We start from the raw sequence: 24,315 nt of genomic DNA on the forward strand, positions 1-24,315 counted from the left end.
GCCTCCGTAGAGCTACTTGGGTTCGAGCACGAATACCGGAATCTCTCGATCGGTCTTCTTCTGATACTCCGCGTAGTCGGGGAACGCCGCAACCGCGCGTTCCCACCAGATCGCCTTCTCATCACCGGTTACTTCACGCGCAACCATGTCCGATACCTGCGTCGCGTCACGCAGAGTGACATTCGGATTCGCTTTGACGTTGTAGTACCAGACCGGATTCTTGGGTGCACCGCCCAGAGACGCGACGACGGCATACTTTCCGTCGTGCTCGACGCGCATCAACGGCGTCTTGCGTACCTTTCCGGACTTTGCCCCCACGGTCGTGAGAATGACAACGGCCATGCCGTTCAGTTCATTGCCCTCGGTGCCGCCGGACTTCTCGATGAGTTCAACCTGGTCGGCAGCCCACGTTGCGGGACTGGGTTCATATTCACCTGTAATTGGCATGGGTCCAGTGAACACCCACTCCCATCCCATTGCCACCGAAAGTACAGATCTGCCGGCGGATCGAGAAAGTGAGCGACCTATCAATAAAGTTCGCTTGCCCGAAACCAAGTATCTGGATACCCTGAAAGTCCACAACAGGGCATAGCAAAGGCAGGTGACGGCATGACAACCGCAGAAATCTCCACCCGCGGATCACGCCGGACCACCGACAACTACGTCGACATCGCCGGCACACCGTGGCCGCTGTACAAGATCGAAGCCGTGATCCTCGGCTTGATTCTGTTCGTGGTCATTCTCGCCGTGACGACGTCCATGCAGGTCGCTGTACTGACCGCAGCTTCAGCGGCGGTCAGTACCTGGTGGGTACGACGCTTCCACTACTCCCGCATGTAGAGGAGCCACTCCACCCCTTCAGTTCCGTCCGTCGAATACCGCGTCGGGACGCAGCTTTCCGGCGAGGACCTTCGCCCGTTTGCCGGCCAGTCGTTCGAAGGCCTCGGGATGAGTGAGTATCCAGAACTCGTCTCGTGAGAGACCGTCGAAGTACAGCTTCGCAGCGGTCTGCGGTGTCATGCCGCCGCGAATGTTCTCTCGCCAGAATTCGGTGTCCTGATCGGAGTCGTGGCGTACTTCGATATCGTCGAAGATTCTGGTGGCCACCTGCGCCGGACTGAATACCGACACCTGTATCTGCGGAAACTTCTCGGCGCATTCCAGATACACGCACTCACTGAGCGCCTGCACTCCATGCTTCGACGCCGCGTACGCCGTCATCCGTGGAGTGATCGAGACACCGCCCACCGACACAGTGTTGACTAGATGCGAGCGCTGCGGATCCGCGCCCATTCGAGGAATGAACGAACGAATACCGTGAAAGACCCCAGTGAGATTGACGTCGATGACACGTTGCCATTCGTCTGCCGGAATGTCCCAGGTGTATCCGACCGATTCAAGACCGGCATTGTTGGCTAGCAGTGCAACAGAACCGAATTCGGCATACGCCGCATCGGCGAGCGCATCCACCTGGGCTGCCACTCGGACATCAGTCGGTACGGCGAGCACGCGATGGCCGTCCGCACGCAGGTTCACTGCTACCGCATCCAGCCGCTCAGCCGAGATATCTGCAAGTACCAGATTCATTCCGAGTGACGCTGCTTCGTGTGCCAGCGCTTCACCGATTCCGCTTCCGGCGCCGGTGATGACGGCTGTTCCGCCGCGCAATTCTTCGAGTTTCACAGCTCTCCTATTTCTGGCAGTGGCCGGCGTCAACGGGCAGAGTTACGCCGGTGATGTATCGCGCCTCGTCCGAAGCCAGGAACAAGCTGGCATTCGCGATGTCTCGCGGATCGAGCATCGCGACCGGCAACATGTGCATGGACTGTAGACCCGCCTCGAAGTCTTCCTGCGTGGGGTTCGCCAGATCAGGTCGCACGGTCTTCATGGTTCCGGGGTTCTGAAGCATCGTCGTACGTGTGTTGGCGGGGTGAACCGTATTAACCCGAATACTGTGCGGCGCAAGTTCTTGCGAGAGAGACCGCATCAATCCGACCACGCCGTGTTTTGCGGCCGTGTAGTGGCCGACGCTCACCAAACCGCGCAATCCGGCGATCGAGCTGATCAAGACGATGGACCCACCGGCGCCGCCGTCGATCACGTGTGGAATACCAGCCTTGCACGTGCGCCACACGCCGGTCAGGTTGACGTCGAGCATGGTCTGCCAACGCTCTGCGGACAGTTCGAGAGCCTTTCCCGCGGAGCTGACGCCGGCCGTACCGCAGATGATGTCCAACCGACCAAGCGCAGCAACACCTTCGGCAACTGCAGCGTCCAGCGCCTTCTGATCGCGAACGTCCGCCTCGAAAGCAGCGATCTTGCGCCCCAGACCTTCTACCAAACTCACGGTCTCGGCCAGGTCTGCACTACTGGAACCGGGTGTCGTCGAATGTTCCACCGCCTCACAGATATCCACGACGATGATGTCGGCACCTTCCTCGGCGAATCGAACCGCTTGGGCGCGGCCGATTCCCCTCGCACCACCGCTGATCAGTGCAACTTTGCCCGCCAACCGCCCGCTCATCACGCCACCTTCTGGGTCTGGCCGGCGTCGACAACCATCTGCAGGCCTGTGACGTAACGGGATTCGTCCGAGGCGAGGAACAGTACTGCGTTGCTCACATCGACGGATTCGACCCAAGGCACGGGCAACAACGTATTCGCTCGGAGCACTTCGGCCGCATCAGCCGCTGTGGGCGCTACGAGGTCTGGTCGAAGTCTGGCAAAGGTTTCCGGGTTGAGCACCATGTCAGTTCCGACGGCTCCGGGATGAACGGTATTGACGCGGATGGATTGTCGCCCGAGTTCATTGGCTAATGTGCGGGCAAGACCGACAACGGCATGCTTGGATGCGGCGTATTGAGACCGACCGGTTGCGCCGGAGATACCGGCGGTGGAACTGATGATGATCACCGAGCCTCCCGCCGGACTCAGCGCGGACACTCCGGCTTTCACCGTATTCCAGGCTCCCGTCAGATTGATGTCGATCGCCCGGTTCCAGACCTCTTCATCTATGGTCCAGGAAGGCCCGGGTGTCTCGCAGATGCCCGCGTTGGCAACAATCACATCCACTGAACCCAGCAGTGCTACACCCGTAGCCACAGCATCATCGAGCGCGCCGTGATCGCGCACATCAGCGGTTGCGGTGACAATGCGGCGGCCGAGTGCCTGCACCAATCTGGACGTCTCAGCCAACCCTTGTTCGCCAACCACACCGGGCAGATCGACAGCGATGATATCGGCGCCTTCTTCGGCCAGTCGCACTGCGTGACTTCGCCCCATTCCGGCGCCGGCACCCGTGATCAGTACGACCTTGTCAGTCATTCGTGACATACATTGTCCTTTGCTCCGTCTCGTCCTTCGGGACACTATTGATTCCGCGTCTCGATCATCAGGGCATCTCCCGGGGAGCGGGATTCCCCCTCGGCACGGTCTGCATCGCACTCGTAACGTCACCACCATGTCCAACTCAGATGAACGAGGGATCCCCGCCGATATCGCGCCGGAACGTCGCGCCTACCAAGACTTCCGGGGCCGTATCGGACGCACACTGGCCGAATCCGAGTCGTGGTGGCCGGAGCGTGCCACTCCCCCCGCCGGCGCACCCAACGTCGTCGTAGTGATGTGTGATGATCTCGGATTCTCCGACGTGGGCTGTTTCGGATCCGAAATCGATACACCGAACATCGACCTACTGGCGCAAGAAGGGCTGCGGTACAGCAATTTCCATGTCACTCCGATGTGCTCGCCTACTCGTGCTGCACTGCTGACCGGCCGTAACGCTCACGCTGCCGGAGTTGGCTACGTCGCACACGCAGATCCTGGATTCCCTTCGCTCGCGATGGAACTCGGCGACGATGTCCCCACCCTTGCCGAGACACTCCGCGACGCCGGCTACGCAACGATGGCGGTGGGAAAGTGGCACCTCTGCAAGGACAATGACGATCACGACGGCGCATCGATGCAGTCATGGCCGCTACAAAGAGGTTTCGAGCGCTTCTACGGATTTCTCGGCGGCATGACCGACCTACACAATCCGCCGGCGATCTTGCGCGGAAACGAGCAGGTCAGCCCCGATGAGTACCCGCCCGGTTACTACTTCACCGAAGACATCACGGACGAGGCAATCCGAATGCTGAAGTCTGTCAAAGCGTCCGATCCCACCAAGCCCGCGTTTCTCTACGTCGCACACGGAGCAGTTCATGCACCGTTGCACGCCAAGCCTGTGGATATCGAGAAGTATCGCGGCACCTATTCGCAGGGCTGGGATGCGCTGCGGGAATCGCGTTTCGCGAAGCAGCGGCGCCTCGGTGTCATCCGTGACGGAACCCGACTTGCACCGCGCAATACCGAGGACGGCGACGATGTTGTCACCTGGGACAGTCTCACGGCGGACGAGCAGATGGTTTTCGCCCGGTACATGGAGGTCTACGCGGCGATGGTCGACAGCGTCGACCAGAGCCTCGGCCGCATTCGGAAAACTTTGGAGGACTTGGGAGAATGGGACAACACCATTGTGTTGTTCACGTCCGACAACGGAGCGTCCCGCGAGGGCGAGGCCGACGGGACGATGCAGTACTTCGATGCGCTGCGTCGATTCCACGACAAGGGAGTCCGAACCGACGGCTTCGCTCGCGATCTCGAGACTATCGACCTGGTAGGCGGACCCCGCTCGATGCCGCACTATCCGCGCGGGTGGGCAATGGCATCCAATACCCCGTTCCGCCTGTACAAGGTCAACACACACGCCGGAGGGCATTCTGTGCCCGCAGTGATGTCGTGGCCGGCCAGGCTTCGTGAGTTCGGCGGCGGGATCCGGCGGCAGTACGTCCACGTCACCGATCTCTTTCCCACATTGCTCGAGCTGATCGGGATTGCGAATCCGACTCACCGACAGGGAGTTCCGCTCAAACCTGAAGACGGCTCCAGCTTCGCAGAAACTATGCTCGACGCTGAAGCACCACACGAACGCGGTGGACAAATCTACGAAATGTTCGGTCATCGCGGCTATTACGAGGACGGCTGGGAGATCGTCAGCCGTCATGTTCCGCTCACTCCGTTCGACGACGCAGAGTACGAGCTCTATCACCTCGACGAAGATCCGACTGAATGTCGCAACCTCGCTGCCGAGCACCCCGACAAGGTGGCTGAACTATCGAAACGGTGGGAGCAAGCTGCCTGGGAGAATCAAGTGTTTCCACTCGATGAAGGTTCCGGGCTGAAGCGGGCATTGCGTCCGCAGCGAGAAGAGCGCCTGTCCCTCCCCGTACGGATACTGCCCGGAACTCCTACCCTGGAGCGGTATCGGTCTGCCCAGTTGGTCGCTCTCCGTTCCTATCAAATCGTCGTCGACGTCGACTTTCAGCCCGGCGACCGCGGAACCCTGGTAGCCCACGGCGGACAGAGCAGCGGATACTCGCTCTACATCGACAACGACCGAGTCACTTACCTGCACAACGCTTACGGAACCGTCGACACAATCAGTTCCGAGCCTTTGAATCCCGGTAGGCAGGAGCTGACGCTCGATGCGCAGGCGCACGACGCCTCCACACTTACGGTGCGCCTCGACGTCGCCGGCGAGTGTGCCGGTGAGCTCACCTCCGTCTCGTCGATGGCCGGTCAGGCACTCTTCCAGGGAATCGACATCGGTATCGACCGACGTTCGCCAGTCTCCTGGGACAGACACATCACAGACGGAACCTTCGGTTACACCGGAACTTTGATTGCTGTGCAGTACCTGCCCGGAACTCCCCTGCGAAATATCGGCACTGACGCCGTGGCACGACTCCGGGCGATGGCTCTGGCAGCCGAGTGAACACTCCACGACCATCTTCTCCATTCACAACCAACCAGGAGGCACGATGACTGCAGAGATCGAAGACCGCGCTGTTGTTCCGGTCCCACAAGGAACCCGAAACCCCATGTCCGCCGTGTATGTTCGTCCGCTGTATCGGACCGCCGACGACTCGGCGCAGAAGCCGTACACGATGTTCGACATCACCCCGTACTCACGAACTATCGGTGCCGAAATCAGTGGCGTGGATTTGTCGAAGCCGATCAGCCCAGAACTCCATGCCGAATTGCATCGCTGCCTGCTCGAATGGAAAGTGATCTTTTTTCGCGACCAGAGCCTCGACTCTCACGCGCATCGTGATATGGCCGAACTATGGGGCACGCCCGAGATACACCCCTTCATCCCGAAGGCAGATATTCCGGAAGTTGTGCGTCTCGCGCGCGGGCCCGCCGATATTCCGGTCGAAAACGTCTGGCACAGTGACGCTTCCTTCGAGCAGACGCCGCCGATGGGCTCGATCCTGAAGGCCGTCAGCGTTCCCACGACCGGCGGCGACACACTCTGGTCCGATATGGCCGTCGCCTACGACGGACTCTCCGACGAGGTCAAGGCACGCATCGACGGCAAGGTCGCGGTGCACGACTTCATGCAGACATTCGGACGTCGACTTCCTCCAGATGTCAAGGCACAGAAGGCCTTGGAGTATCCACCCCAGGAACACCCGGTGTGTCGGATTCATCCGGAGACCGGGCAGAAGCTGATCTACGTCAACACTATTTTCACCACACACATCGTCGGCATTCCCAAGGACGAGAGTGACGAACTGCTGAAGATCTTGATGCACGAGGCCACACATCCGGAATACCAGTGCCGGTTCCACTGGAAGCCTGGGTCCGTGGCGTTCTGGGACAACCGCGCCACCCAGCACTACGCGTGCGGTGACTACTTCCCCGACCCTCGGGTCATGGAGCGCGTCACCATTCTCGGCGACAAACCGTTCTGACCTCACACACCAGAGCGCCCCGCGTGTTGTCCACGCGGGGCGCTCCTTTATTGTTCTGTTACTGAGTTGCTCGAACGATATCCTCGAGCGCCTTCGCCTCCTGTGGAGGACGCGCAGCTTCGACATCGATTCGTACGTGCTCGAGCACACCGTCGAAAGCGTCACCGCCAACAGGAATTTCAGGCGTTACCGGCGTTCCTCGACTCAGCCCGACATCGAGATGCTCGTTCAGGCTGAACATTGCCGGCGTCGTCTGCGACACTCGTTCCTTGCTCACGGGTAGTCCGTCGACAAGGAGGGTGAACATTCCGCCCAGCCCCATTCCGCCGCCGTCGTAGTCGAAATCGATGGTCACCTCACGCATCCCAGGTTCGAGCTGTGTTGCACCACGGAGGTACGTGTGCGAAACATAGGAGTTGTTGTAGCAGAACACCGGAACCGAATCGCGCACGTACAGCGCCAACCCGCCGAATCGTCCGCCGAAACTCATCAAGACGCCGTTCAGAACCTTGTCCCCGACATCGATCTTCGCGGAGATCGTGTACGAACTGCTGAATACTCGCGGCGCCGCTGTCTCGACCAACCCGTTCATATGTGGATACAGGGTCAGTCCGGTCCGGCCGCGCAAAACGTGCGGAGCGCGTGTTGCCGGGTCGATGTTTCGAGTTCTGGTGCGGTCGTCGATCGGGAACACCTGGTAGCGAGCACCTTCGAGAAGGAATTTCTCTTGTAGCTCACGCAGTTTGGCCGGATGCTCGTCCGCCAGGTTCCGGGCCTGCGACCAGTCGACCGAGGTGTCGTACAGCTCCCACGTGTCATCGGCGTAGTCCTGGCCGGGCAGCGCCAACTCCCACGGCCGGCGGTGCGCTGTCACCGCCGTCCAGCCGTGATCGTAGAGGCCTCGATTGCCGAAAATCTCGAAGTACTGGGTCACATGCTGATCTGCTGCTTCGGCGTCGTCGAACGTGTAGTTCATCGCGGTGCCCTCGATCGGCTGCTGCGGAACACCGTCCACCATCGTCGGCGACGGGATGCCGACTGCCTCGAGAATCGTCGGAGTGATGTCCACGCAGTGATGCCACTGATTGCGAACCTCGCCCCTGGCCCCGATTCCGTCGGGCCAATGCATAACCAGCCCGTTGCGCGTTCCACCGTAGTGAGACGCAACCTGCTTGGCCCACTGGTACGGAGTGTCCAGCGCGAGCGCCCATCCCACGGGATAGTGCGCGTAACTGTCCTCGGTTCCGATGTCGTCGAGGCGCGCGTTGATCTCCTCCGGTGTCTGCGGATACCCGTTGAGCGTAGCCATGTAGTTGAACGAACCGTCCAGGCCGCCCTCCGCGGACGCGCCATTGTCGCCGATCATGTAGATGACCAGCGTGTTGTCCAGCAATTCACGCTTCTCGAGGTGATCGACGAGGCGTCCGACCTGATCGTCGGTGTGCTCGAGGAACGCCGCATAGGTTTCCATCAGACGTGCGGAAACCGTGCGTTGGACGTCGGTCAATGTGTCCCAATGCGGCACCCCCGGTGCCCACGGCGCCAACTCGGTGTCCTCGCCGACAACACCGAGTTCCTTCTGCCGAGCGAGGGTGATCTCGCGCTGCTCGTCCCAACCGTGATCGAACTTGCCGCGGTATTTTTCCTGGTACGAGTCGGGAATCTGCAAGGGCGCATGAACTGCTCCGAACGGTACGTAGCAGAACCACGGCTTGTCGGGGTCCATCGTATTGACGCCGTCGATCCACTTGATCGACTGGTCCACGAGGTCCTCGGAGAGGTGGTAGCCCTCCTCCGCGGTCTTCGGCGGGGCGATCATGGTGTAGCCGTCGTAGAGCACCGGCGCGAACTGATCTGCCTCGGCACCGAGGAATCCGTAGAACTTGTCGAAGCCTTCACGCAGTGGCCAGTGGTCGAACGGGCCGGCTGCGGTTGTTTCCCACGGCGGCGTCTGGTGCATCTTGCCGAAGGCTCCGGTCGCATATCCGTTGCCCTGCAACACCCGTGCGACGGTCGCTGCACTGGCGGGACGCATTCCGTTATAACCGGGGGATGTCGTGGAGACCTCGGCGATATTGCCGAAGCCGACACTGTGGTGGTTGCGACCGGTCAGCGTGGCGGCGCGGGTCGGTGAGCACAGAGCTGTTGTGTGAAACTTGTTGTACTTCAAGCCCTCCGAGGCCAATCGATCTGCAGTAGGCGTGTGGCACGGTCCACCGAAGGTAGACGCCGCACCAAATCCCACGTCGTCGATCATGACGAGAAGTACGTTGGGTGCGTCTTCCGGCGGTCGCACCGGATCTACTCGATTGAATTTCGGAACCTGATCTTGGACGAACACAGCCGGTTTGGGCTGTGCCACGTTGTTGACGATCGGAATTGTGAAACGGTTTACAGTCATGGAACCATCGCTCCTTCGCCTGCTGCAGCCATTGTCGGCGTCGCAAGCATTGTCGGCATCGACGGCGACTCCGGGCGCAGTACACAGTGGGTATTGAAGAAATTGGTCGGCATGCATTTGTTGCAGTGAATACACAGTGAACGTGTGGCATTGTCTGCCTGCAGTTTTCGAACCAGGTCGGGTTCCCGAAGCAGCGCGCGACCCATCGCGACAAACTCGAAGCCGGACTCCATCGCGGTGTTCATTCCCGCCAGGTCAGTGACACCACCGAGCAAAATGAGCGGAATCTTGACTGCCGCCCTGATCTGACGCGCCTGCTCGAGCATGAACAGCGGTTCGTACGGATAGCTGTGCAGCATGTACTTACCGACCACCTTGAGCCCGAGCTTACGAACCGGGGGCATCAACGCTGCCATTTCTCGGATCGGCGCCTCGCCGCGGAAGAGGTACATCGGATTGAGAGGCGAACTTCCCACCGTCATCTGCAGAGCGTCGACCAACCCCTCCGCCTCGAGAAGCTGCGCCAGGCGCACGGCCTCTTCGATCCAGAACCCGCCGGCGACACCGTCATCCATGTTCATCTTCGCGGTGACGGCCATGCGATCCCCTACTCGGTCCCGCACCGCGCGCAAGGAGTTGAGCGCTACCTTCGACCGATTTTCGAAGGATCCGCCGTATTCATCCTTGCGCTTGTTGATCTTGGGACTGAGGAACGAACTCGCAAAATAGTTGTGCCCCAAGTGGACCTCGACCGAATCGAAGCCGGACTCCAGTGCAAGTTCAGCGGCAGTCCCGTGCGATCGCGCGATGCGGGCGATGTCGTCAACCGTTGCACTACGGGAGAATTTTGCCTTGGCCGGATCCCATCTGTTCGTGGGCCCCAGCGCCGGCAACCCGGTGGACGTCGAGTTTGCAACGATTCCCGCATGACCGATCTGAGCCTGAGCTGCGGCGCCCTGTGAGTGCACGGCATCGGTGAGCTTGCGGAGACCCGGAACGGCATCCGGGCGCATCCAGATCTGTCCCCCCTGCGTGCGCCCCTCAGGCTGCACGGCGCAGTAGGCGACAGTGGTCATTGCAGCGCCACCTGCTGCCACCTCGGCATGGAAAGCGATCAACTCGTCGGTAACCAATGCGTCGGGCGTTCGACCTTCGAACGTCGCAGCTTTGATGATGCGGTTTCGAAGAGTCAGCGGTCCAATTCGACCCGGCGTGAACACAACTGAACTCTGCGTGCCTTGCTCGTTCACCGTCATTTCGCTCCTCCGTCTGTGATGTCGCTCCACTATGGACCGGGGGAACCACGTGCCGTTACTCCCCGTCTCACGAGACGGGAGGTTTTATTGCAATCTCGGCAAACAGATCGGTCGAACCCGCTGGACTAGAACGGTCGATCCCCGTCGATCACTACGCGGTGCATCAGTCGCGGCTGCGTGTAGTCCGCTACCGCATAGTGCTGGGTGCAGCGGTTGTCCCAGAAAGCGACGGAACCTGCCGCCCAGGTGAATCGGCACTGGAACTCGGGGCCGCGAACGTGATCGCACAGGAAGGGCAACAGCATTTCGTTCTCACGTTCACTGAGTCCGTCGATTCGCGTGGTAAACGTCCGGTTGACGTACAACGACTTTCGTCCCGTAACCGGATGCGTCCGGACAACCGGGTGCGAAATGGGCGGGTAGACGTCACCGAGAGGATTGTTACGATGCGTACTCGAATTCTTGAAATCGTGTGTCGCCGTCATACCGTCGAGCATCTCCTGCAAGCGAGGCGACAACGCTTCGTAGGCAGCTTCCATGTTGGCCCACAAGGTATCTCCGCCAACGGTGGGTGAGACCAACGAACGCAGAATTGACCCCATCGGTGGAGTGGACTGAAAGGTCGCATCGGAGTGCCAGATATCGGCATTGGAGCGCTTCGGTTTGGTTCCGCCGCTGGAAAGTGCGTGTACTTCGGGTACGTCCTCGGCTACCGGCGGCAAGAAGGCGAAGAGCTGAGGAACGCCGAAGTGTGCAGCGAAGTCCGCGTGTGCACGATCGTCGAGTTCTTGATCGCGGAAGAACAGCACCTTGTGTTCGAGCAGCGCCTTCGACACGAATTCGATATCCGAGGTCGAAGTGCGGGCAAGATCGATCCCGGTAATTTCGGCACCGATGACAGAAGTGAGCGGGCGGATGGCTGGGTTTACCAGTGACTGTAGACGCATGTCTACAGATTAGGCATTCCGCCGGTCATGTCAAGAGCAAGTTTGTTGCCACCCAACATTTCTCGCCCACGATAGAGTGGACCAATGGCACCTGAATCCATCCCGAAACCGACCGGCGCAGAAGAGGTCAGAGCTGCCGTAATCGAGGTCGCGGGCCGCCATTTCGCAAAAGTAGGAACCAGAGCGTCGCTTCGCGACATCGCGGCCGAGGCGCGGGTCAACCTGGGACTCATCCACCGCCACATCGGCAACAAGGACGACTTGTTGCGCGCAGTACTGGAATCCCGCAGTCAATCCGGGCTTCAGATCGTCGAATCGACAGCCGATCCCAGCGAGGCGATGTCGGAGATCTTTCGTGCCACCATCGCCAACGGCCTGTCCGTTCGAACGATGGCATGGTTATTGCTTTCGGACGAAGACCGCGACAAGTTCCCGGTCCAGTTCCCGGCGATCGAAGAACTCAAGCGCCGACTCGGAGCCGATTGCCACATCGACCTGATCGGGGCTTTTGCCCTCACCTACGGATGGACCGTCTTCGGCGACCAACTTGTCGACGCCTTCGGAAACGAGCCAGAGGACAAGAGCGACATCGACGAACGACTGGCCCTCCTAATCGGCAGGCTCGTCTCACAACCGACCGCACCGGAGTCGTCACCGCCCGCACGTGGGCGACACTGACAACACAGGTCCCGAACACCTTCTCTCCCAGCGCACTTCAAACATCAACCGGACCGAATGGTTTGATTGACAGATCGCCCACGGCCGCACCCACAGGAAGGCCATGGGCGCCGGATTCGTCGAAGTGCGATTCCTCCCGATGACTGGGAGAACTCCTAGACGAAGATCGCTTGCTACACGGAAAGTGACTGACATCACGTCACCTACCAACCTTGGAGATGCCATGGCAAACGCCGTGCCAGCAGCTACACCTTCGGGCTTTGACTCCGATACCGAATCGCGCTCCAAAAAACAGTCGATTCTCATCATCGCGCTCATCGCATTGATGACCGAAATCGTCGCCTTCGAATTCACTCTCATCAGTCCCGGGCTCACTGACATGGCCATCGCGTTCAAGACCAATCAAGTGGGACTGGTCATGACCGTTCCCTTGCTCGTCGGTGGTGTGGTTGTTCCGATCCTCGGAAAACTTGCCGATGTCCACGGTAAGAAGAAGATGCTGATGTGGGCGAGCGCGTTCTTCCTCCTCGGCACCGCAATCTGCGCAACTGTCACCAACTTCAACTTCTTCCTCGTCGGGCGTGGCCTGCAGGCAGTCGGTCTGGCATCGGCGGTTATCTGCTACGGATTGATCCGCGACTTGATCCCCGCTCGCTGGGTCCCTTTGGGCGTAGGCGGAATTGGTGTAGGAATCGGCGCATCGTCCCTCGGCGGACCACTGATCGGTGGCTGGCTCATCGACAATCACGGCTTCCGATCAGCCTTCTGGTTTCTCTTCGTCTACTCCGCAGTAGTCATCCTCGCCACTGCGGTGTTCGTTCCCGAGTCGAAGGTCCGCATCAATCACACCATCGACTACCTCGGCGCAGCGTTGCTCGGACTCGGTGCCAGTTCACTGATCTTCGGAGCAATCCGACCTGACTACCGGGCGGTCGCCTTCACCGTCGGTGTAGCGATGATCATCGCGTTCATCGTCGCCGAACGCCGCATCGACCAGCCCCTGATCTCGATGGGGCTCCTCTCACGGCCCGGGGTCTGGATGACACTGCTGATTGCCGCCTGCTACGGCGTGTACAACGGCGCAAACGGCGCGCTGATGCCCCAGATGCTCCGTACCCCCGCCATTCCCGGCAACGACGAGTCGGGTCTGGGATTTACTGCCACCGGATACGCTATGCACTACGGCTTGCCGTCCGGACTGGCCGCAGCGATCTGCGGCATCCTCGGCGGCTGGTTGGCCCGTAGGTACTCACCGCGTTTCGTGATGATCTTCGCGCTCACCATGTGCCTGCTCACTGCCGTCCTTATCGGAGTCGGCGCAGTGGATACCCCCTCCATGACGATCCTGGTCGCCATGGTGGCCGGCACCGGAATGGGACTGTACTTCGTCGCCTCCACCAATCTCCTGATCGAAGCGGTTCCTGCCAACACCCAAGCTGTCACCGGTTCGATGAAGTTCACGTCGGAGCAGGTCTCCGGAGCACTCTCGAGTGCCTTCTTGGGAGCCTTGGCCGCAAACTACGTCCTCATGCTCAATCCGACTACGCAGCAGCCGATTTCCTCCGTGCAAGGCTTCGAATACGGATATCTCATCTGCGCGGTCGTGCTCGTCGTGGGTATCGGCGTCGCGCTTATCATGCGCCACGGACGCACACCGGCGACCGGTGGTGTCAGCTCGAACCAGACCGAAAACTCGGTCTCGGCAGCACAACTCGCACACTAGCGGTCGACGGTACCTTCCACACACAACCTGCTCAAATGAATTGGCGCCCTCACCGGGGGCGCCAATTCGTTTGTCGTTGCCTACTCCACCCTCACAGATTCGAAACAAAATGGCTGTACCCCGCCACCTTGGGTGACGGGGTACAGCCATTTATCGAGAAGCAGGCGGTAGATCAGTCGTCTGCTGCGACCATTTCAAACCCCTTGTACCCGGAAGCACTGACGTCTTCACAAATTTGCCGGTAGGTGCCGAACCCGCCGATGAACGGCATGAACACCCGCGGCTTACCCGGAATGTTCGCGCCCAGATACCACGAGTTGGCCGAAGGGAAGAGGGTACGAGAGGCCCGTTCGGAGCACTCCTCCACCCACGCATCGGTGGCGGAGGTCGTGGCTTCGACTGTGCGCAGGCCATGATCATCGAGGTAGGTGATGAAATCGGAGATCCAGTCCGCATGCTGCTCACCGGCCAAAATCACGTTCGCGAGCACACCGGGGCTACCCGGCCCGGTCATGATGAACAGGTTCGGAAATCCCGGAACACCCAGTCCCAGATACGTTCTCGGACCCGCTTCCCAAGCCTGCTTGAGGGTTACCCCACCCCTGCCGGTCACGGAGATTCGTTCCAATGCGCCCGTCATGGCGTCGAAGCCCGTAGCAAAGACTATGTCGTCGAGTTCGTAATGCTCGGACATAGTCTTGATCCCAGCCTCGTCGATCGCCTCGATCGGATCGGACTTGAGATCCACCAGGGTGACGTTGTCCCGGTTATACGTCTCGTAATAGTTGGTGTCGGTGACGATTCGCTTTGTCCCGATCGGATGATCCTTGGGAATCAGCACTTCCGCGACCGCGGGATCGTCGATCACCGAGCGGATCTTGTCCTCGGCAAACCGTCGAGCAGTGTCATTGGCTTCGATGTTGCTGGTTTGGTCGGCGAACGTCTTGCCGAACAGCACACCGCCGAGCGTCCAACGCTTGTTGTAGGCCTCGATGCGTTCTTCATCCGATACTTCCAATGCACTACGGGGATCCGCCGTGAACGGTGACCCGCCGCCGCTGAGCCTCGACAACCGTCGGCGCTCTGCGTAATTGGCTTTCTGCTCCCGACGGGTTGCTTCGTCGAGTACCGCGTTCCCAGCCGGCACGCTGTAGTTCGCGCTGCGCTGAAAAACACAAAGTTGATCAGCTTGCTCAGCCAGAAGCGGGATCGATTGAATTCCGGACGAGCCTGTTCCGATGACCCCGACTCGTCGTCCGGTGAAGTCCACACCCTCGTGGGGCCAATGCCCAGTGTGATAAGTGTTGCCCGCAAAGGTGTCTCGCCCCTCGATGTTCGGAACATTCGCGGCCGAAAGGCAACCCGTGGCAAAGATGCAGAACCTCGAAGTGATGTCGTGTCCTTGATCCGTGGTCACACGCCACAGTGAAGCCTCCTCGTCGAATTCAGCGCTGAGAACTCGGGTGTCGAAGGCGAAGTCACTGCGCAGATCGAAACGCTCCGCGACGAAGTTGATGTACGAGAGAATCTCAGGCTGGGTAGCGTACTTCTCGCTCCAATCCCATTCCTGCTGAACCTCTTCGGAGAACGAGAATGAGTAGTCGACGCTCTCCACATCGCAGCGTGCACCCGGGTAGCGATTGAAGTACCAGGTCCCGCCGACATCGGATCCAGCTTCGAAACCCTGGACTGTCAAGCCACTTTGGCGTAACTTGTGCATCGCGTACATACCGGAAACTCCGGCGCCGACCAGCACCACGTCGACTGTTGCAGCTTCTCGCGAATGTCCCGGGGACGGTTTACTCATAGTCCTTATTCCTTTCGTGTGAAACACACTGACCGCCACAGGGGCAGCCGAGTTCATGGACGGGACGCTACAAGTGATGCGCCCCGATGCGGAACGCATTCTCCCGGCCAGTGGGTTACTCGAGATCCGCAGCAGATACACCCAGGGAAAGAGATTGTCGATGAAGATGTTCGAGACGACAGATGAGATCACCGGCGGAATGAGTGTCGCGTTGGCGCTCCAAGCAATGGACGTCACCACCGTCTTCACCATTCCCAGCGCACACAACATGACGATTCTTCGATCGATCGAAGACCTCGGGACCATCAGGGTTGTCGGTTGCCGGCACGAACAAGGCGTCCTTCACAGCGCCGACGCCTACGCCCGGGTCATTGGCGGACTAGGCGTGGCGATAGTCAGCGGGGGTCCGGGCACCGCCAATACGATGGGCGGATTGTACGAGGCTCATCATGCGTCTTCACCCGTCCTTCTGATCACCAGCCAGGTTGAAACCGGCCATCTCGGCCGCGGGCGCGGCTATGTTCACGAGGCCGAGCATCAGAGCGAGATGTTGCGCACCGCATCCAAGGAGACGGTGACGGTCGAATCAGTGGATGACATCGCGACGACTGTCCTGAGACTCGGCCGCGCCGCTCGTTCGGGCCGTCCACGGCCGACGTGTGTCGAGATTCCGTTGGACCTTCAGGACGCGGTCATCGGCGACCCGCACGCGCTCGACTGCCTTGACACAGATATCCGTCCACTAGTTCGCAAGGCCCCCGATACAGTCAGCATCGACGAAGCCGTGGCGTTGCTGTCCCAGGCACACGCGCCGATCATCTGGGCGGGAGGCGGCGTGGTCCGCTCCGACGCCGTCGCTGCGTTGAAGCTCTTCGCGGAGCGCTGGGATGCACCGGTGATCACCAGCCGCGAGGGTCGCGGCGCCATCTCGGAATTGGATCCTCGCAGTCTCGGCGGCTATGCGACACTTCCGCCAATGCGTGAGTTCTTGGATACGTGCGATGTGATGCTCGCAGTGGGCACACGGTTCCAGATGTATCCGACGGCGCAATGGAATCTGAAACTACCGCCCACCGTGGTTCATCTCGACATCGATCCGACGATGATCGGATTGAACTATCCGGCTGCAGCTTCCGTGATTGCCGACGCAGCGGCCGGACTCGACAGTCTCACAAAATCCATGCCGTCGACCGTCGATGCCCCAACCCGAGCGGCCCACCTCGAGGCCGGCCGCGACGCTGCGGCGGCAGCACGCGAACTGGTGGCACGTCAGGCCGGCACAGATCACCTTGCGATCAGTGAGATCATCACGAGACTGAGGCCCACCGACGGCGCATTGGTCTGCGACGCTACAGTTCCCGCTTACGTGTGGGGCGATCGACTGGTCCCCGTCACGGATGCCGGAACCTCTGTTCGTTCGACGGCAGCCGGCATCGGACCTGGCATGGCGATGGCGGTGGGCGCAGCTCTTGCCGCCGACCAACACACGGTCCTGTTGCAGGGCGACGGCGGATTCATGTTGGGTGTAGCCGAATTAGCCACCGCCGTACAGTCTTCCGCAAAGGTGATCGTGTGCCTTTTCGACGATCACGGATACGGAATGCTGCGTGGAATCCAGAGCACCATCGGCGACGGTTCACATCATCACGTCGATCTGACAACCCCCGACTTCACTGCCCTGGCATCGGCATTCGGCGCACCGGCCCGTCGGGTTTCCGATGTCGGCCAATTCGAATCGGCGTTCACCGAAGCACTCGGACACGACGGTCCGACGCTCATTCACGTCGAGATGGCAGCTCTGGCTCCATTGCAGCGGAACCTCGGGACGTGAGAATCGTTCAACTTCCAGGAGGTCGTCAGCGAAAGTTGTCGGGTACCGGCGACATGTACGTGTCGCCGCCGTGTGTGGAGATGCGCAGCTCTCGCGAGGTGATGAACTCCAGGAGCACGGGGCGACCGGCCTCCGTCTGTGCGATTCCGCGCTTCAGGGCGCCGGCAATCTCACTCGGATCGTCGATGCGCTCGGCGTATGCACCCAGCGAGCGGGCCATCGCGGTGTAGTCACCAGAGATGTTCATCGTGCCGAACTTCTTCTGGGACAACCCCATCGCGTTGGTCTCCATCGCCATGTACGAGTTGTTCAAGAGGATCGACAAGATGGGGATCTGCTCTCGCACGCAGGTTTCCAGCTCGAGCCCGGTGAATCCGATGGCAGCGTCACCCCAGACATTGATGCACAACTTCTCGGGGTGAACCAGTTTCGCGCCCATCGCGAGGCCGAGCCCGTAACCGAGTTGAGTGGTCTTTCCCCACCCGAGGTAGGACAGGGGCGCGACAGACTTCCAGAACGGTGACAGCTGATCCCGTGGCGAGCCCGCGTCGTGCGTGATGACGGTGTCTGCGGGATCGGTCGCCTGGATGAGTTCCCAGATCACTCGATATGCGGAAACAGGATTCTCGTCGGAGGTGAGAAGCGGCATCCATTCCGCCAGCCACGCGTCGTACACCTCACGAATCTCGCTCACAACGGCGTCGGCATCTCGAACGGTGCTGTCGGTCAGTTCTGCCACCGCCGCCAGCAGCGCGTCGAGTGTGAGTGCGGCGTCGCCGACCAACCCGATCTCGGCTACGACCGAATTGTCGAGGTGTGCCGGATCCAGCGTCGCATGAATCACCCGCTTACCCTTCGGAATCGCGACGCCGAAATCGGTTGGCGTGAAACTGCATCCGACGCCGAGAATCACATCCGCTTTCTCGAGGAAGTGATGGACAGTACGAGGCATTGCTCGTCCGCCCGTCCCGAGAGACAGAGGGTGGTTCTCCGGGAATGCACTTTTGCCTTCCTGGGTCGTGATGACTGGGATTGCCAGCATTTCTGCACACTGCTGCAGTTGCGACCAGGCCTGCGCGTAGTGCACACCCTGACCGACATAGATGACGGGACGCTCAGCAGCGACAAGCAGTTCTGCCGCGCGTCGCACAGCGACCGGGTCCGGACCGGATCGGGTTCTGACAACTGGCTGATAATCGAAGGGCACGGTGACGTCTTCGAACCACAGGTCGCGGGGAATCTCGACCACGACCGGCCCGCCTCTTCCGTTCTTCAATCGACTGAATGCTCGACGAAAAACGGGAACGACCTGGTTGGGATCGTTGATCGGTTCGACCGACTTCGAAATTGAACGCAGGCTGATCGTGGAGTTGAAATTCGGCGCGAGGTGGGCTTCGTCTCTCCGATAGCCCATCGGGAGAACAAGAATCGGCACGGACTCACCGTACGCTTGCGCAACTGCTCCCAGACCGTTCTCGATTCCAGGTCCGTGCTGTGTGGCATAGACGCCGATCTTTCGACCGCTCGTAACCCGTGAAATTGCATCTGCGATATGGCCGCCGGTTCGTTCAGCTCGCGTTATGACCGGCCGAATATCCGCATCCGCAGCGTATTCGAAGACGTAGTTCAGTGGGTACCCGCACACGATCTCGATACCTTCTGCTTCGAGAATTCGGGCTACAGCTTCGCCGAACTTCATGGAATCTCCCTCTGGTTCATCAATGAAACGTTTGCTATGTGCAGTGCAGCCGAGATCACCCGATCGAACCGCATTCCGCAAGAAGTCATCCCGCCTAGCGGACCTTCAGTCCCGATCGTGGCTGAGGCCGGCGCACGCGCTCACTCGTTCCGCGATTCGGTCAGATCCGCTTCCCGTGGAGGTATGAATCACCCTGTCCCCCAGTGTTCTACGCTACAAATTGCCAAGTGGTCGAAATGTAGCAAATGTTTGATACACCGGTTAGTGTTGGCGCCTGGACGACTTGTCGACATCAACTCGAGAACGACCCAGCAGTGGTGGCGTGACATCAAATCCCATCCCGATACCAGGTGGGTATCTCCAACCGAACGAAGTAGTCGAGGAAGGATCACATGAGCACAAGAATGGCGTCCAGACCGGAAAACACCCGGCTGGAGCGTGGCCGAAGCGCCTCGGTCGCAGAGCTGAGCAACCGTGCGGACTGGCTGCGGATCGAGGTGATCCGAATGATCGACGGAGCCGGACTAGGCCACTATTCGAGCGTGTTTTCCTGCGCGGAGATCCTCTCGGTCCTCTACTACCAGGCGCTGAGGCTCGACCCGGAAAATCCGGACTGGGCCGACCGAGACCGATTCCTGCTCGGCAAAGGGCATGCCGCTGTCGGCCTGTGGCCGATCTTGTCCGATCTCGGATACTTCCCCCGCGAGGAATTGAATACTTTCGGCTACATCGGAAGCCGGTTCGGCGACCACCCCGACATGCGCAAGGCCCCTGGCGTCGACTTCAGTTCGGGATCATTGGGCCACAACCTCTCCGTCGGACTGGGCATGGCGCTCGCCGCCCGTCTGAGCGGCTCGGACCATCGGACGTTTGTCCTCACCGGCGACGGTGAGATCCACGAGGGCCAGGTCTGGGAGGCAGCCATGGCCGCCTCCCACTACCGACTCGGCAACCTCGTGGCCGTCGTCGACGCCAACGGATACATCGGCAGCGGCCCCACGTCCGAGATGATGGGCATCGAACCTCTTGCCGCACGCTTCGAGGCATTCGGCTGGCACGTCATCGAACTCGACGGCCACGACGTCGCAACTCTCGCAGACACATTCGCCGATCTGCCGTCCCCGGACGGGGACCGGCCGGTGTGCATCATCGCCCGGACACAAAAAGGAAGGTCTCGCTCTCATGGAGGAAGCTCCCCGGGCCTGGCACGTCGGCTGCCTGACCCCGGAGCAGCGCGAAGCCGCCATTTCCGAAATCACCACCCGCATGCAGGAGGTAGCACCATGACCGCCACGACAAACAATCGAGCCGGCGCGATGGAGGACGTCTTCTCCGACGAAGGTCAGGCGTCGTCCCTCAACTTGCTCGGACATGCCCTGGCAGAACTCGCCGACCGGCATCCCGACGTGGTCGTCCTCTCCGCAGATCTGGGCTCGGCCCTGACGGAACTGCGGGAACGGCACCCGAACCGGTACATCGAGATGGGTATCGCCGAAACCAACTCGATCTCGGTGGCAGCCGGGATGGCGGCCTCCGGGTATCGGCCGTACGTTCTCGCATTCGCCCCGTTCGGAATGATCAAGTGCGCCGAACAGATTCGTACCGACTTGGCGGCGACGATGATGCCCGTAACCCTGGTAACCCGGCTCTCGGGCCTTGCGATGGGCTACTTCGGCGCTAGCCACCACGCAGTCGAGGACCTTGCGATAGCGCGGGCAATCACCAACCTGACCGTGATGACGCCGGCGGACAACGCGTCAACCCTCGCCCTACTGGAGCAGAGCAACACCGAGGCAGGGCCGGTTTTGCTGCGGATCAGCGAAGCAACCAGGCCGGTGTATTCGGAAGCTCCAACACTGGCGCGAGGAAAATTCTCCCGGGTTCGGCAGGGCCGCGATCTGACCATCATCGGCACCGGAATGGGCGTGGGCTGCGCCGTGGGAGCCGCCGAACTACTCGAAGCACACGGGATCAGCGCGGCCGTACTCGACTCGGCCTACATCAAACCACTCGACGAGGAAGCGATCTTGGACGCCGCCAGCACGACCGGCGCGATCCTGACGGTGGAGGAGCACAACGCAATCGGTGGTCTGGGTTCCGCGGTGGCCGAAGTACTCGGCCGCAATGGCGTCTCCACCCGACTCGGAATCGTTGCACTACCAGACGAGGATCTCGAGGTCGGCGTTCCGGCGGACCTACTTGCCCACTACGGCATTACAGCCGAAGGCGTCACCCGGCGGGCATTGGCACTGCTGTCCCGATGACATCAGTCGTGGCGTGGAAGTTGGCCCGTCTCACACTCGCGAGACGGCCAACTTTCGCACCTCGCCCTTGGCGACTTTCCCACCGGGCCCAGTGGGAAGGTCGTCGACAAAGACCACATATTCCGGAATGTATTCGGTGCTAATTCCCTGCGCGCGCATCCATTCCGACAGTATCGCCGTGGAAAGTTCGACACCGGATTCGGCGACCACCACGGCGCACACCCGCTCCCCGAAAACATCGTCACGCACCCCGACCACGGAAACAGCTCGAACTGACGGATGCGCGCACATCAGTTCTTCGACGTCGACTGCGGAGATGTTCTTACCTCCGCGGATGATGATGTCGGCAATGCGTCCGACAACCCGTACCCGACCGGCAGCGTCGATATCCACGATGTCCCCGAGCAACATCCATCCATCTACCGTGTAAAGCTCGGCGTTCGCGTCTTCGTCCTGCCAGTAGCCCAGCGATTCGAGCGGCCCGTGGACAGCAGGTTGTCCACGCCGAGGCTCACCCTCACCGCCATTGTCAGAGAAAATCCGCACGTTCATGGACTCGATGACATGCCCGCAGGTTCTCAACCGAGTCTCACGGTCGTCATCGAGCGTCGTCTGACTGACAGCACCGGCTTCGTTCGAACCGTAGAACTGCAAAACCTTGGCACCCGTACGCTGTTCGAATGCCAGCGCCTCGGAGTAGGGAACCGCTTCGCCACCCGTGTAGAGCACGCGGAGACTGGACAAGTCTGCTGTACGCGCCCGTTCCGATCGAAGCAACATCTTGAATTGTGTACTGACACAACACAGCACGGTGACTCGTTCGCACTCGATCAGATCTATCATCACCTCGACGTCAAACTTCTCCAGGACGGCGGTGCGTGCACCGAGCAGAGTGGGCAAAAAATGGGCAGACCACAGCCCGAAGCCGAACGGCGCCGGTACTGCCGAGCAGAAAACATCGACGTCGGTGATCCGCGCACCCACCATCGCCAATTGTGCGAATTCGATCCACTTCTTCTCGTTGTGCGCCACTACTTTCGGCAGTCCGGTGGTGCCCGAGGTCGAGTTCAGCAGCGTGGTGTCGGACGTAGTGAAGACTCCGACACTGTTGGACGACTCAGATGACTCGACGCGACTGCGCGCCTCCGTGCGATCGGTGGTACCCAGCTCCACCACGCCGTCGTCATCGACCACAATGACGCTGAGAACCGTCGCCCCACTTCGCTGCAGGTCATCGACAACGTCGTAACAGCTGCGGCCGCGGACTGTTGCGGTGGTGATCAGAACCCGGCAGTCGGCTTTGGCCATCAGGTGCGCGATTTCTCTTGTCCCGGAACGAAAACCGATTCCAGCTGCGACCCGGCCGGCCCGATAGGCGCCACACAATGCCGCATGCACTGCCATGGTGTCAGGGAGGTAGATCGCCACACCGGAACCGCCGACCGATTCTGCGACAGCGAGTGCTGCGGCGATTCGGTCGGCGGTCAGATCGTAGTCGCGCCAGGTATAGCGGCGGTCCCCGGTGACGAAGGCTACTGAGTCTGGTGTGTTCGCGGCCCGATGACGGACGACCTCGCTGATACTGACGTCCGAAAAGGCTTCAGGGTTGTCTGCGAACGTACTTCGACCCAACATTTAGTCCCTCTGTTCTTGTCAGCGATACTTGCGGATCTCGGTCCGCGCGACACTGCGGATATGAACTTCATCCGGACCGTCGGCAATTCCCAAAATCCTGGCGCTGGCCCACATCCGGGCAATGGGGAAATCTTCGGTGACTCCCCCGCCACCGTGGCATTGGATGGACCGTTCGAGAACAGAGCGTGCCACTCGCGGAGCGATGACCTTGACCGCGGCAATTTCGATCGCGGCTTCCTTGACACCCATCTGGTCGATGATCCACGCGGTCTTGAGAACCAGCAGACGCGCCTGCTCGATCTCCATGCGGGACTCCGCAATCCACGTCCGCACAACACCTTGGTCAGAAATCGGGCCACCGAAGGCGTCGCGCGACAACGTTCGCCGGACCATCAATTCCAGTCCACGTTCCGCCATTCCGATGCAACGCATCGCGTGATGGATTCGGCCCGGACCCAACCGAGCTTGTGCGATGGCAAATCCTTCACCTTCACCCGCGAGAATGTTGGTTACGGGCACTCGCACGTCCGTGAACGTAATTTCGCAGTGTCCGTGCTGATCGTGGTAACCGAAGATCGGAAGTGACCGGATGATCTCGACGCCCGGCGTGTTCACCGGTACCAGGACCATCGACTGCTGGCGGTGGGGCGACGCCTCAGGGTCGGTCTTGCCCATCAAAACCAGGATCTCGCAACGTGGGTCGGCGGCGCCCGTTGTCCACCACTTGCGACCGTTGATGACGTAGTCGTCGCCGTCACGAACGATGGAGGTGCTGATGTTTCGAGCATCCGACGACGCGACAGCGGGCTCGGTCATGGAGAACCCGGAACGCATACGGCCGTCCAGCAGTGGCTCGAGCCACTGCTCCTTCTGCTCGGGCGTGCCGAACATATGAAGGATTTCCATGTTGCCGGTATCAGGTGCCGCACAATTCAGCGCTTCCGGCGCGATGTAAGGCGAGCGTCCGGTGATCTCGGCAATGTGCGCATAGTCGAGGTGTGAGAGCCCGGACAGCGAGGGAAGGAACAGATTCCACATCCTCTGACGCCGAGCCTCGGCCTTCAGTTCCTCGACCACAGCCGGCAACGTGTGATTACGCGGCCCCATCTCTTCCATCTGCTGCGCGTACACCGGCTCGGCCGGATACACATGATCGACCATGAACGCGTTCAAGCGGTCCATGATCTCCTGGGCTGCCGGGCTGGGAGCTAGGTCCACGATAGAAGTCCTCTCAGTTCTCACAATATGAATGCGTATGTATGCACGGGAGATCGATT

General features: G+C 60.4%; 18 protein-coding genes. 7 read left to right on the plus strand and 11 right to left on the minus strand.

What is annotated here, in order from left to right; all coding sequences use genetic code 11:
- Positions 1-12: 12 nt before the first annotated feature.
- A complete protein-coding gene (locus tag BDB13_RS21635) occupies positions 13-447 on the minus strand; it encodes a nitroreductase family deazaflavin-dependent oxidoreductase (protein WP_094275091.1) in 435 nt (144 codons plus the stop codon).
- A 162-nt stretch (positions 448-609) separates the two neighbouring features.
- Between BDB13_RS21635 and BDB13_RS21640 the strand changes: the two genes are divergently transcribed.
- Positions 610-840, plus strand: a complete 231-nt coding sequence (locus tag BDB13_RS21640) for a hypothetical protein (RefSeq protein WP_094273635.1) — start codon at positions 610-612, stop codon at positions 838-840.
- An 18-nt stretch (positions 841-858) separates the two neighbouring features.
- Here the strand turns inward: BDB13_RS21640 and BDB13_RS21645 are convergent, their stop codons facing one another.
- The 3 genes from BDB13_RS21645 to BDB13_RS21655 are packed head-to-tail and all read right to left on the minus strand — an operon-like array spanning position 859 to position 3,333.
- Positions 859-1,683: an SDR family NAD(P)-dependent oxidoreductase gene (locus BDB13_RS21645; protein WP_094273636.1), complete on the minus strand. Its 825-nt coding sequence runs from the start codon at positions 1,681-1,683 to the stop codon at positions 859-861.
- A 7-nt stretch (positions 1,684-1,690) separates the two neighbouring features.
- Positions 1,691-2,524 (minus strand): mycofactocin-coupled SDR family oxidoreductase, encoded by an 834-nt coding sequence (locus tag BDB13_RS21650; RefSeq protein WP_094273637.1) that lies wholly within the window; start codon positions 2,522-2,524, stop codon positions 1,691-1,693.
- Positions 2,524-3,333 carry a mycofactocin-coupled SDR family oxidoreductase gene (locus BDB13_RS21655; RefSeq protein WP_094273638.1) on the minus strand — a complete coding sequence of 270 codons (810 nt, stop codon included), beginning with the start codon at positions 3,331-3,333 and terminating at the stop codon, positions 2,524-2,526. The genes BDB13_RS21650 and BDB13_RS21655 overlap by 1 nt, the downstream gene beginning before the upstream one ends.
- Positions 3,334-3,460: 127 nt before the next feature.
- Here BDB13_RS21655 and BDB13_RS21660 point away from each other — a divergent pair, with 127 nt between their 5' ends.
- Both BDB13_RS21660 and BDB13_RS21665 read left to right on the plus strand, forming a co-directional pair.
- Positions 3,461-5,815 carry an arylsulfatase gene (locus BDB13_RS21660; protein ID WP_094273639.1) on the plus strand — a complete coding sequence of 785 codons (2,355 nt, stop codon included), beginning with the start codon at positions 3,461-3,463 and terminating at the stop codon, positions 5,813-5,815.
- Positions 5,816-5,861: 46 nt separating this feature from the next.
- Positions 5,862-6,797 carry a TauD/TfdA dioxygenase family protein gene (locus BDB13_RS21665; RefSeq protein ID WP_254922911.1) on the plus strand — a complete coding sequence of 312 codons (936 nt, stop codon included), beginning with the start codon at positions 5,862-5,864 and terminating at the stop codon, positions 6,795-6,797.
- Between the two features lie 58 nt (positions 6,798-6,855).
- Here the strand turns inward: BDB13_RS21665 and BDB13_RS21670 are convergent, their stop codons facing one another.
- The 3 genes from BDB13_RS21670 to BDB13_RS21680 all read right to left on the minus strand — a co-directional run bounded on the left by BDB13_RS21670 (position 6,856) and on the right by BDB13_RS21680 (position 11,401).
- Complete coding sequence (locus BDB13_RS21670; protein ID WP_094273640.1) at positions 6,856-9,198, minus strand: arylsulfatase; 2,343 nt, start codon at positions 9,196-9,198, stop codon at positions 6,856-6,858.
- Positions 9,195-10,454: an NADH:flavin oxidoreductase gene (locus BDB13_RS21675; protein WP_094273641.1), complete on the minus strand. Its 1,260-nt coding sequence runs from the start codon at positions 10,452-10,454 to the stop codon at positions 9,195-9,197. The genes BDB13_RS21670 and BDB13_RS21675 overlap by 4 nt, the downstream gene beginning before the upstream one ends.
- Positions 10,455-10,579: 125 nt before the next feature.
- Complete coding sequence (locus BDB13_RS21680; RefSeq protein WP_094273642.1) at positions 10,580-11,401, minus strand: TauD/TfdA dioxygenase family protein; 822 nt, start codon at positions 11,399-11,401, stop codon at positions 10,580-10,582.
- An 84-nt stretch (positions 11,402-11,485) separates the two neighbouring features.
- Between BDB13_RS21680 and BDB13_RS21685 the strand changes: the two genes are divergently transcribed.
- Positions 11,486-12,079, plus strand: coding sequence for a TetR/AcrR family transcriptional regulator (locus BDB13_RS21685; protein ID WP_094273643.1), 594 nt, complete (start codon positions 11,486-11,488; stop codon positions 12,077-12,079).
- A gap of 223 nt (positions 12,080-12,302) precedes the next feature.
- Entirely contained in the window at positions 12,303-13,802 is a 1,500-nt protein-coding gene (locus BDB13_RS21690; protein WP_176459646.1) for an MFS transporter, read from the plus strand.
- Positions 13,803-13,974: 172 nt separating this feature from the next.
- Here the strand turns inward: BDB13_RS21690 and BDB13_RS21695 are convergent, their stop codons facing one another.
- Positions 13,975-15,609 carry a flavin-containing monooxygenase gene (locus BDB13_RS21695; RefSeq protein ID WP_094273645.1) on the minus strand — a complete coding sequence of 545 codons (1,635 nt, stop codon included), beginning with the start codon at positions 15,607-15,609 and terminating at the stop codon, positions 13,975-13,977.
- Between the two features lie 55 nt (positions 15,610-15,664).
- On the opposite strand from BDB13_RS21695, the gene BDB13_RS21700 reads away from it, so the two are divergent.
- Complete coding sequence (locus tag BDB13_RS21700) at positions 15,665-17,440, plus strand: thiamine pyrophosphate-dependent enzyme (protein WP_094273646.1); 1,776 nt, start codon at positions 15,665-15,667, stop codon at positions 17,438-17,440.
- A 25-nt stretch (positions 17,441-17,465) separates the two neighbouring features.
- Here BDB13_RS21700 and BDB13_RS21705 read toward each other — a convergent pair whose 3' ends face one another.
- The gene (locus tag BDB13_RS21705) at positions 17,466-19,220 is read right to left on the minus strand and encodes a thiamine pyrophosphate-requiring protein (protein ID WP_254922912.1); all 1,755 of its coding nucleotides are present in this window, start codon (positions 19,218-19,220) and stop codon (positions 17,466-17,468) included.
- 311 nt (positions 19,221-19,531) lie between these two features.
- On the opposite strand from BDB13_RS21705, the gene BDB13_RS32595 reads away from it, so the two are divergent.
- Complete coding sequence (locus BDB13_RS32595; RefSeq protein WP_217902144.1) at positions 19,532-21,403, plus strand: transketolase family protein; 1,872 nt, start codon at positions 19,532-19,534, stop codon at positions 21,401-21,403.
- Between the two features lie 30 nt (positions 21,404-21,433).
- Here BDB13_RS32595 and BDB13_RS21720 read toward each other — a convergent pair whose 3' ends face one another.
- Both BDB13_RS21720 and BDB13_RS21725 read right to left on the minus strand, forming a co-directional pair.
- On the minus strand, positions 21,434-23,038 hold the full coding sequence (locus BDB13_RS21720) for a class I adenylate-forming enzyme family protein (RefSeq protein WP_094273649.1): 1,605 nt from the start codon (positions 23,036-23,038) through the stop codon (positions 21,434-21,436).
- An 18-nt stretch (positions 23,039-23,056) separates the two neighbouring features.
- Complete coding sequence (locus BDB13_RS21725; protein ID WP_094273650.1) at positions 23,057-24,256, minus strand: acyl-CoA dehydrogenase family protein; 1,200 nt, start codon at positions 24,254-24,256, stop codon at positions 23,057-23,059.
- Positions 24,257-24,315: the final 59 nt, after the last annotated feature.

The sequence above is a fragment of the Rhodococcus sp. OK302 genome, from assembly GCF_002245895.1.
Lineage (GTDB): Bacteria > Actinomycetota > Actinomycetes > Mycobacteriales > Mycobacteriaceae > Rhodococcus_F.

Excerpts from the sequence above, each read along its gene's own strand:
- BDB13_RS21680 (WP_094273642.1), bottom strand. The coding sequence starts at position 11,401 with ATGCGTCTACAGTCACTGGTAAACCCAGCCATCCGCCCGCTCACTTCT.
- BDB13_RS21675 (WP_094273641.1), bottom strand. The coding sequence starts at position 10,454 with ATGACGGTGAACGAGCAAGGCACGCAGAGTTCAGTTGTGTTCACGCCG.
- BDB13_RS21720 (WP_094273649.1), bottom strand. The coding sequence starts at position 23,038 with ATGTTGGGTCGAAGTACGTTCGCAGACAACCCTGAAGCCTTTTCGGAC.
- BDB13_RS21665 (WP_254922911.1), top strand. The coding sequence starts at position 5,862 with ATGACTGCAGAGATCGAAGACCGCGCTGTTGTTCCGGTCCCACAAGGA.
- BDB13_RS21690 (WP_176459646.1), top strand. The coding sequence starts at position 12,303 with ATGGCAAACGCCGTGCCAGCAGCTACACCTTCGGGCTTTGACTCCGAT.
- BDB13_RS21695 (WP_094273645.1), bottom strand. The coding sequence starts at position 15,609 with ATGAGTAAACCGTCCCCGGGACATTCGCGAGAAGCTGCAACAGTCGAC.
- BDB13_RS32595 (WP_217902144.1), top strand. The coding sequence starts at position 19,532 with ATGAGCACAAGAATGGCGTCCAGACCGGAAAACACCCGGCTGGAGCGT.
- BDB13_RS21640 (WP_094273635.1), top strand. The coding sequence starts at position 610 with ATGACAACCGCAGAAATCTCCACCCGCGGATCACGCCGGACCACCGAC.
- BDB13_RS21655 (WP_094273638.1), bottom strand. The coding sequence starts at position 3,333 with ATGTCACGAATGACTGACAAGGTCGTACTGATCACGGGTGCCGGCGCC.
- BDB13_RS21660 (WP_094273639.1), top strand. The coding sequence starts at position 3,461 with ATGTCCAACTCAGATGAACGAGGGATCCCCGCCGATATCGCGCCGGAA.
- BDB13_RS21670 (WP_094273640.1), bottom strand. The coding sequence starts at position 9,198 with ATGACTGTAAACCGTTTCACAATTCCGATCGTCAACAACGTGGCACAG.
- BDB13_RS21685 (WP_094273643.1), top strand. The coding sequence starts at position 11,486 with ATGGCACCTGAATCCATCCCGAAACCGACCGGCGCAGAAGAGGTCAGA.
- BDB13_RS21700 (WP_094273646.1), top strand. The coding sequence starts at position 15,665 with ATGGACGGGACGCTACAAGTGATGCGCCCCGATGCGGAACGCATTCTC.
- BDB13_RS21635 (WP_094275091.1), bottom strand. The coding sequence starts at position 447 with ATGCCAATTACAGGTGAATATGAACCCAGTCCCGCAACGTGGGCTGCC.
- BDB13_RS21650 (WP_094273637.1), bottom strand. The coding sequence starts at position 2,524 with ATGAGCGGGCGGTTGGCGGGCAAAGTTGCACTGATCAGCGGTGGTGCG.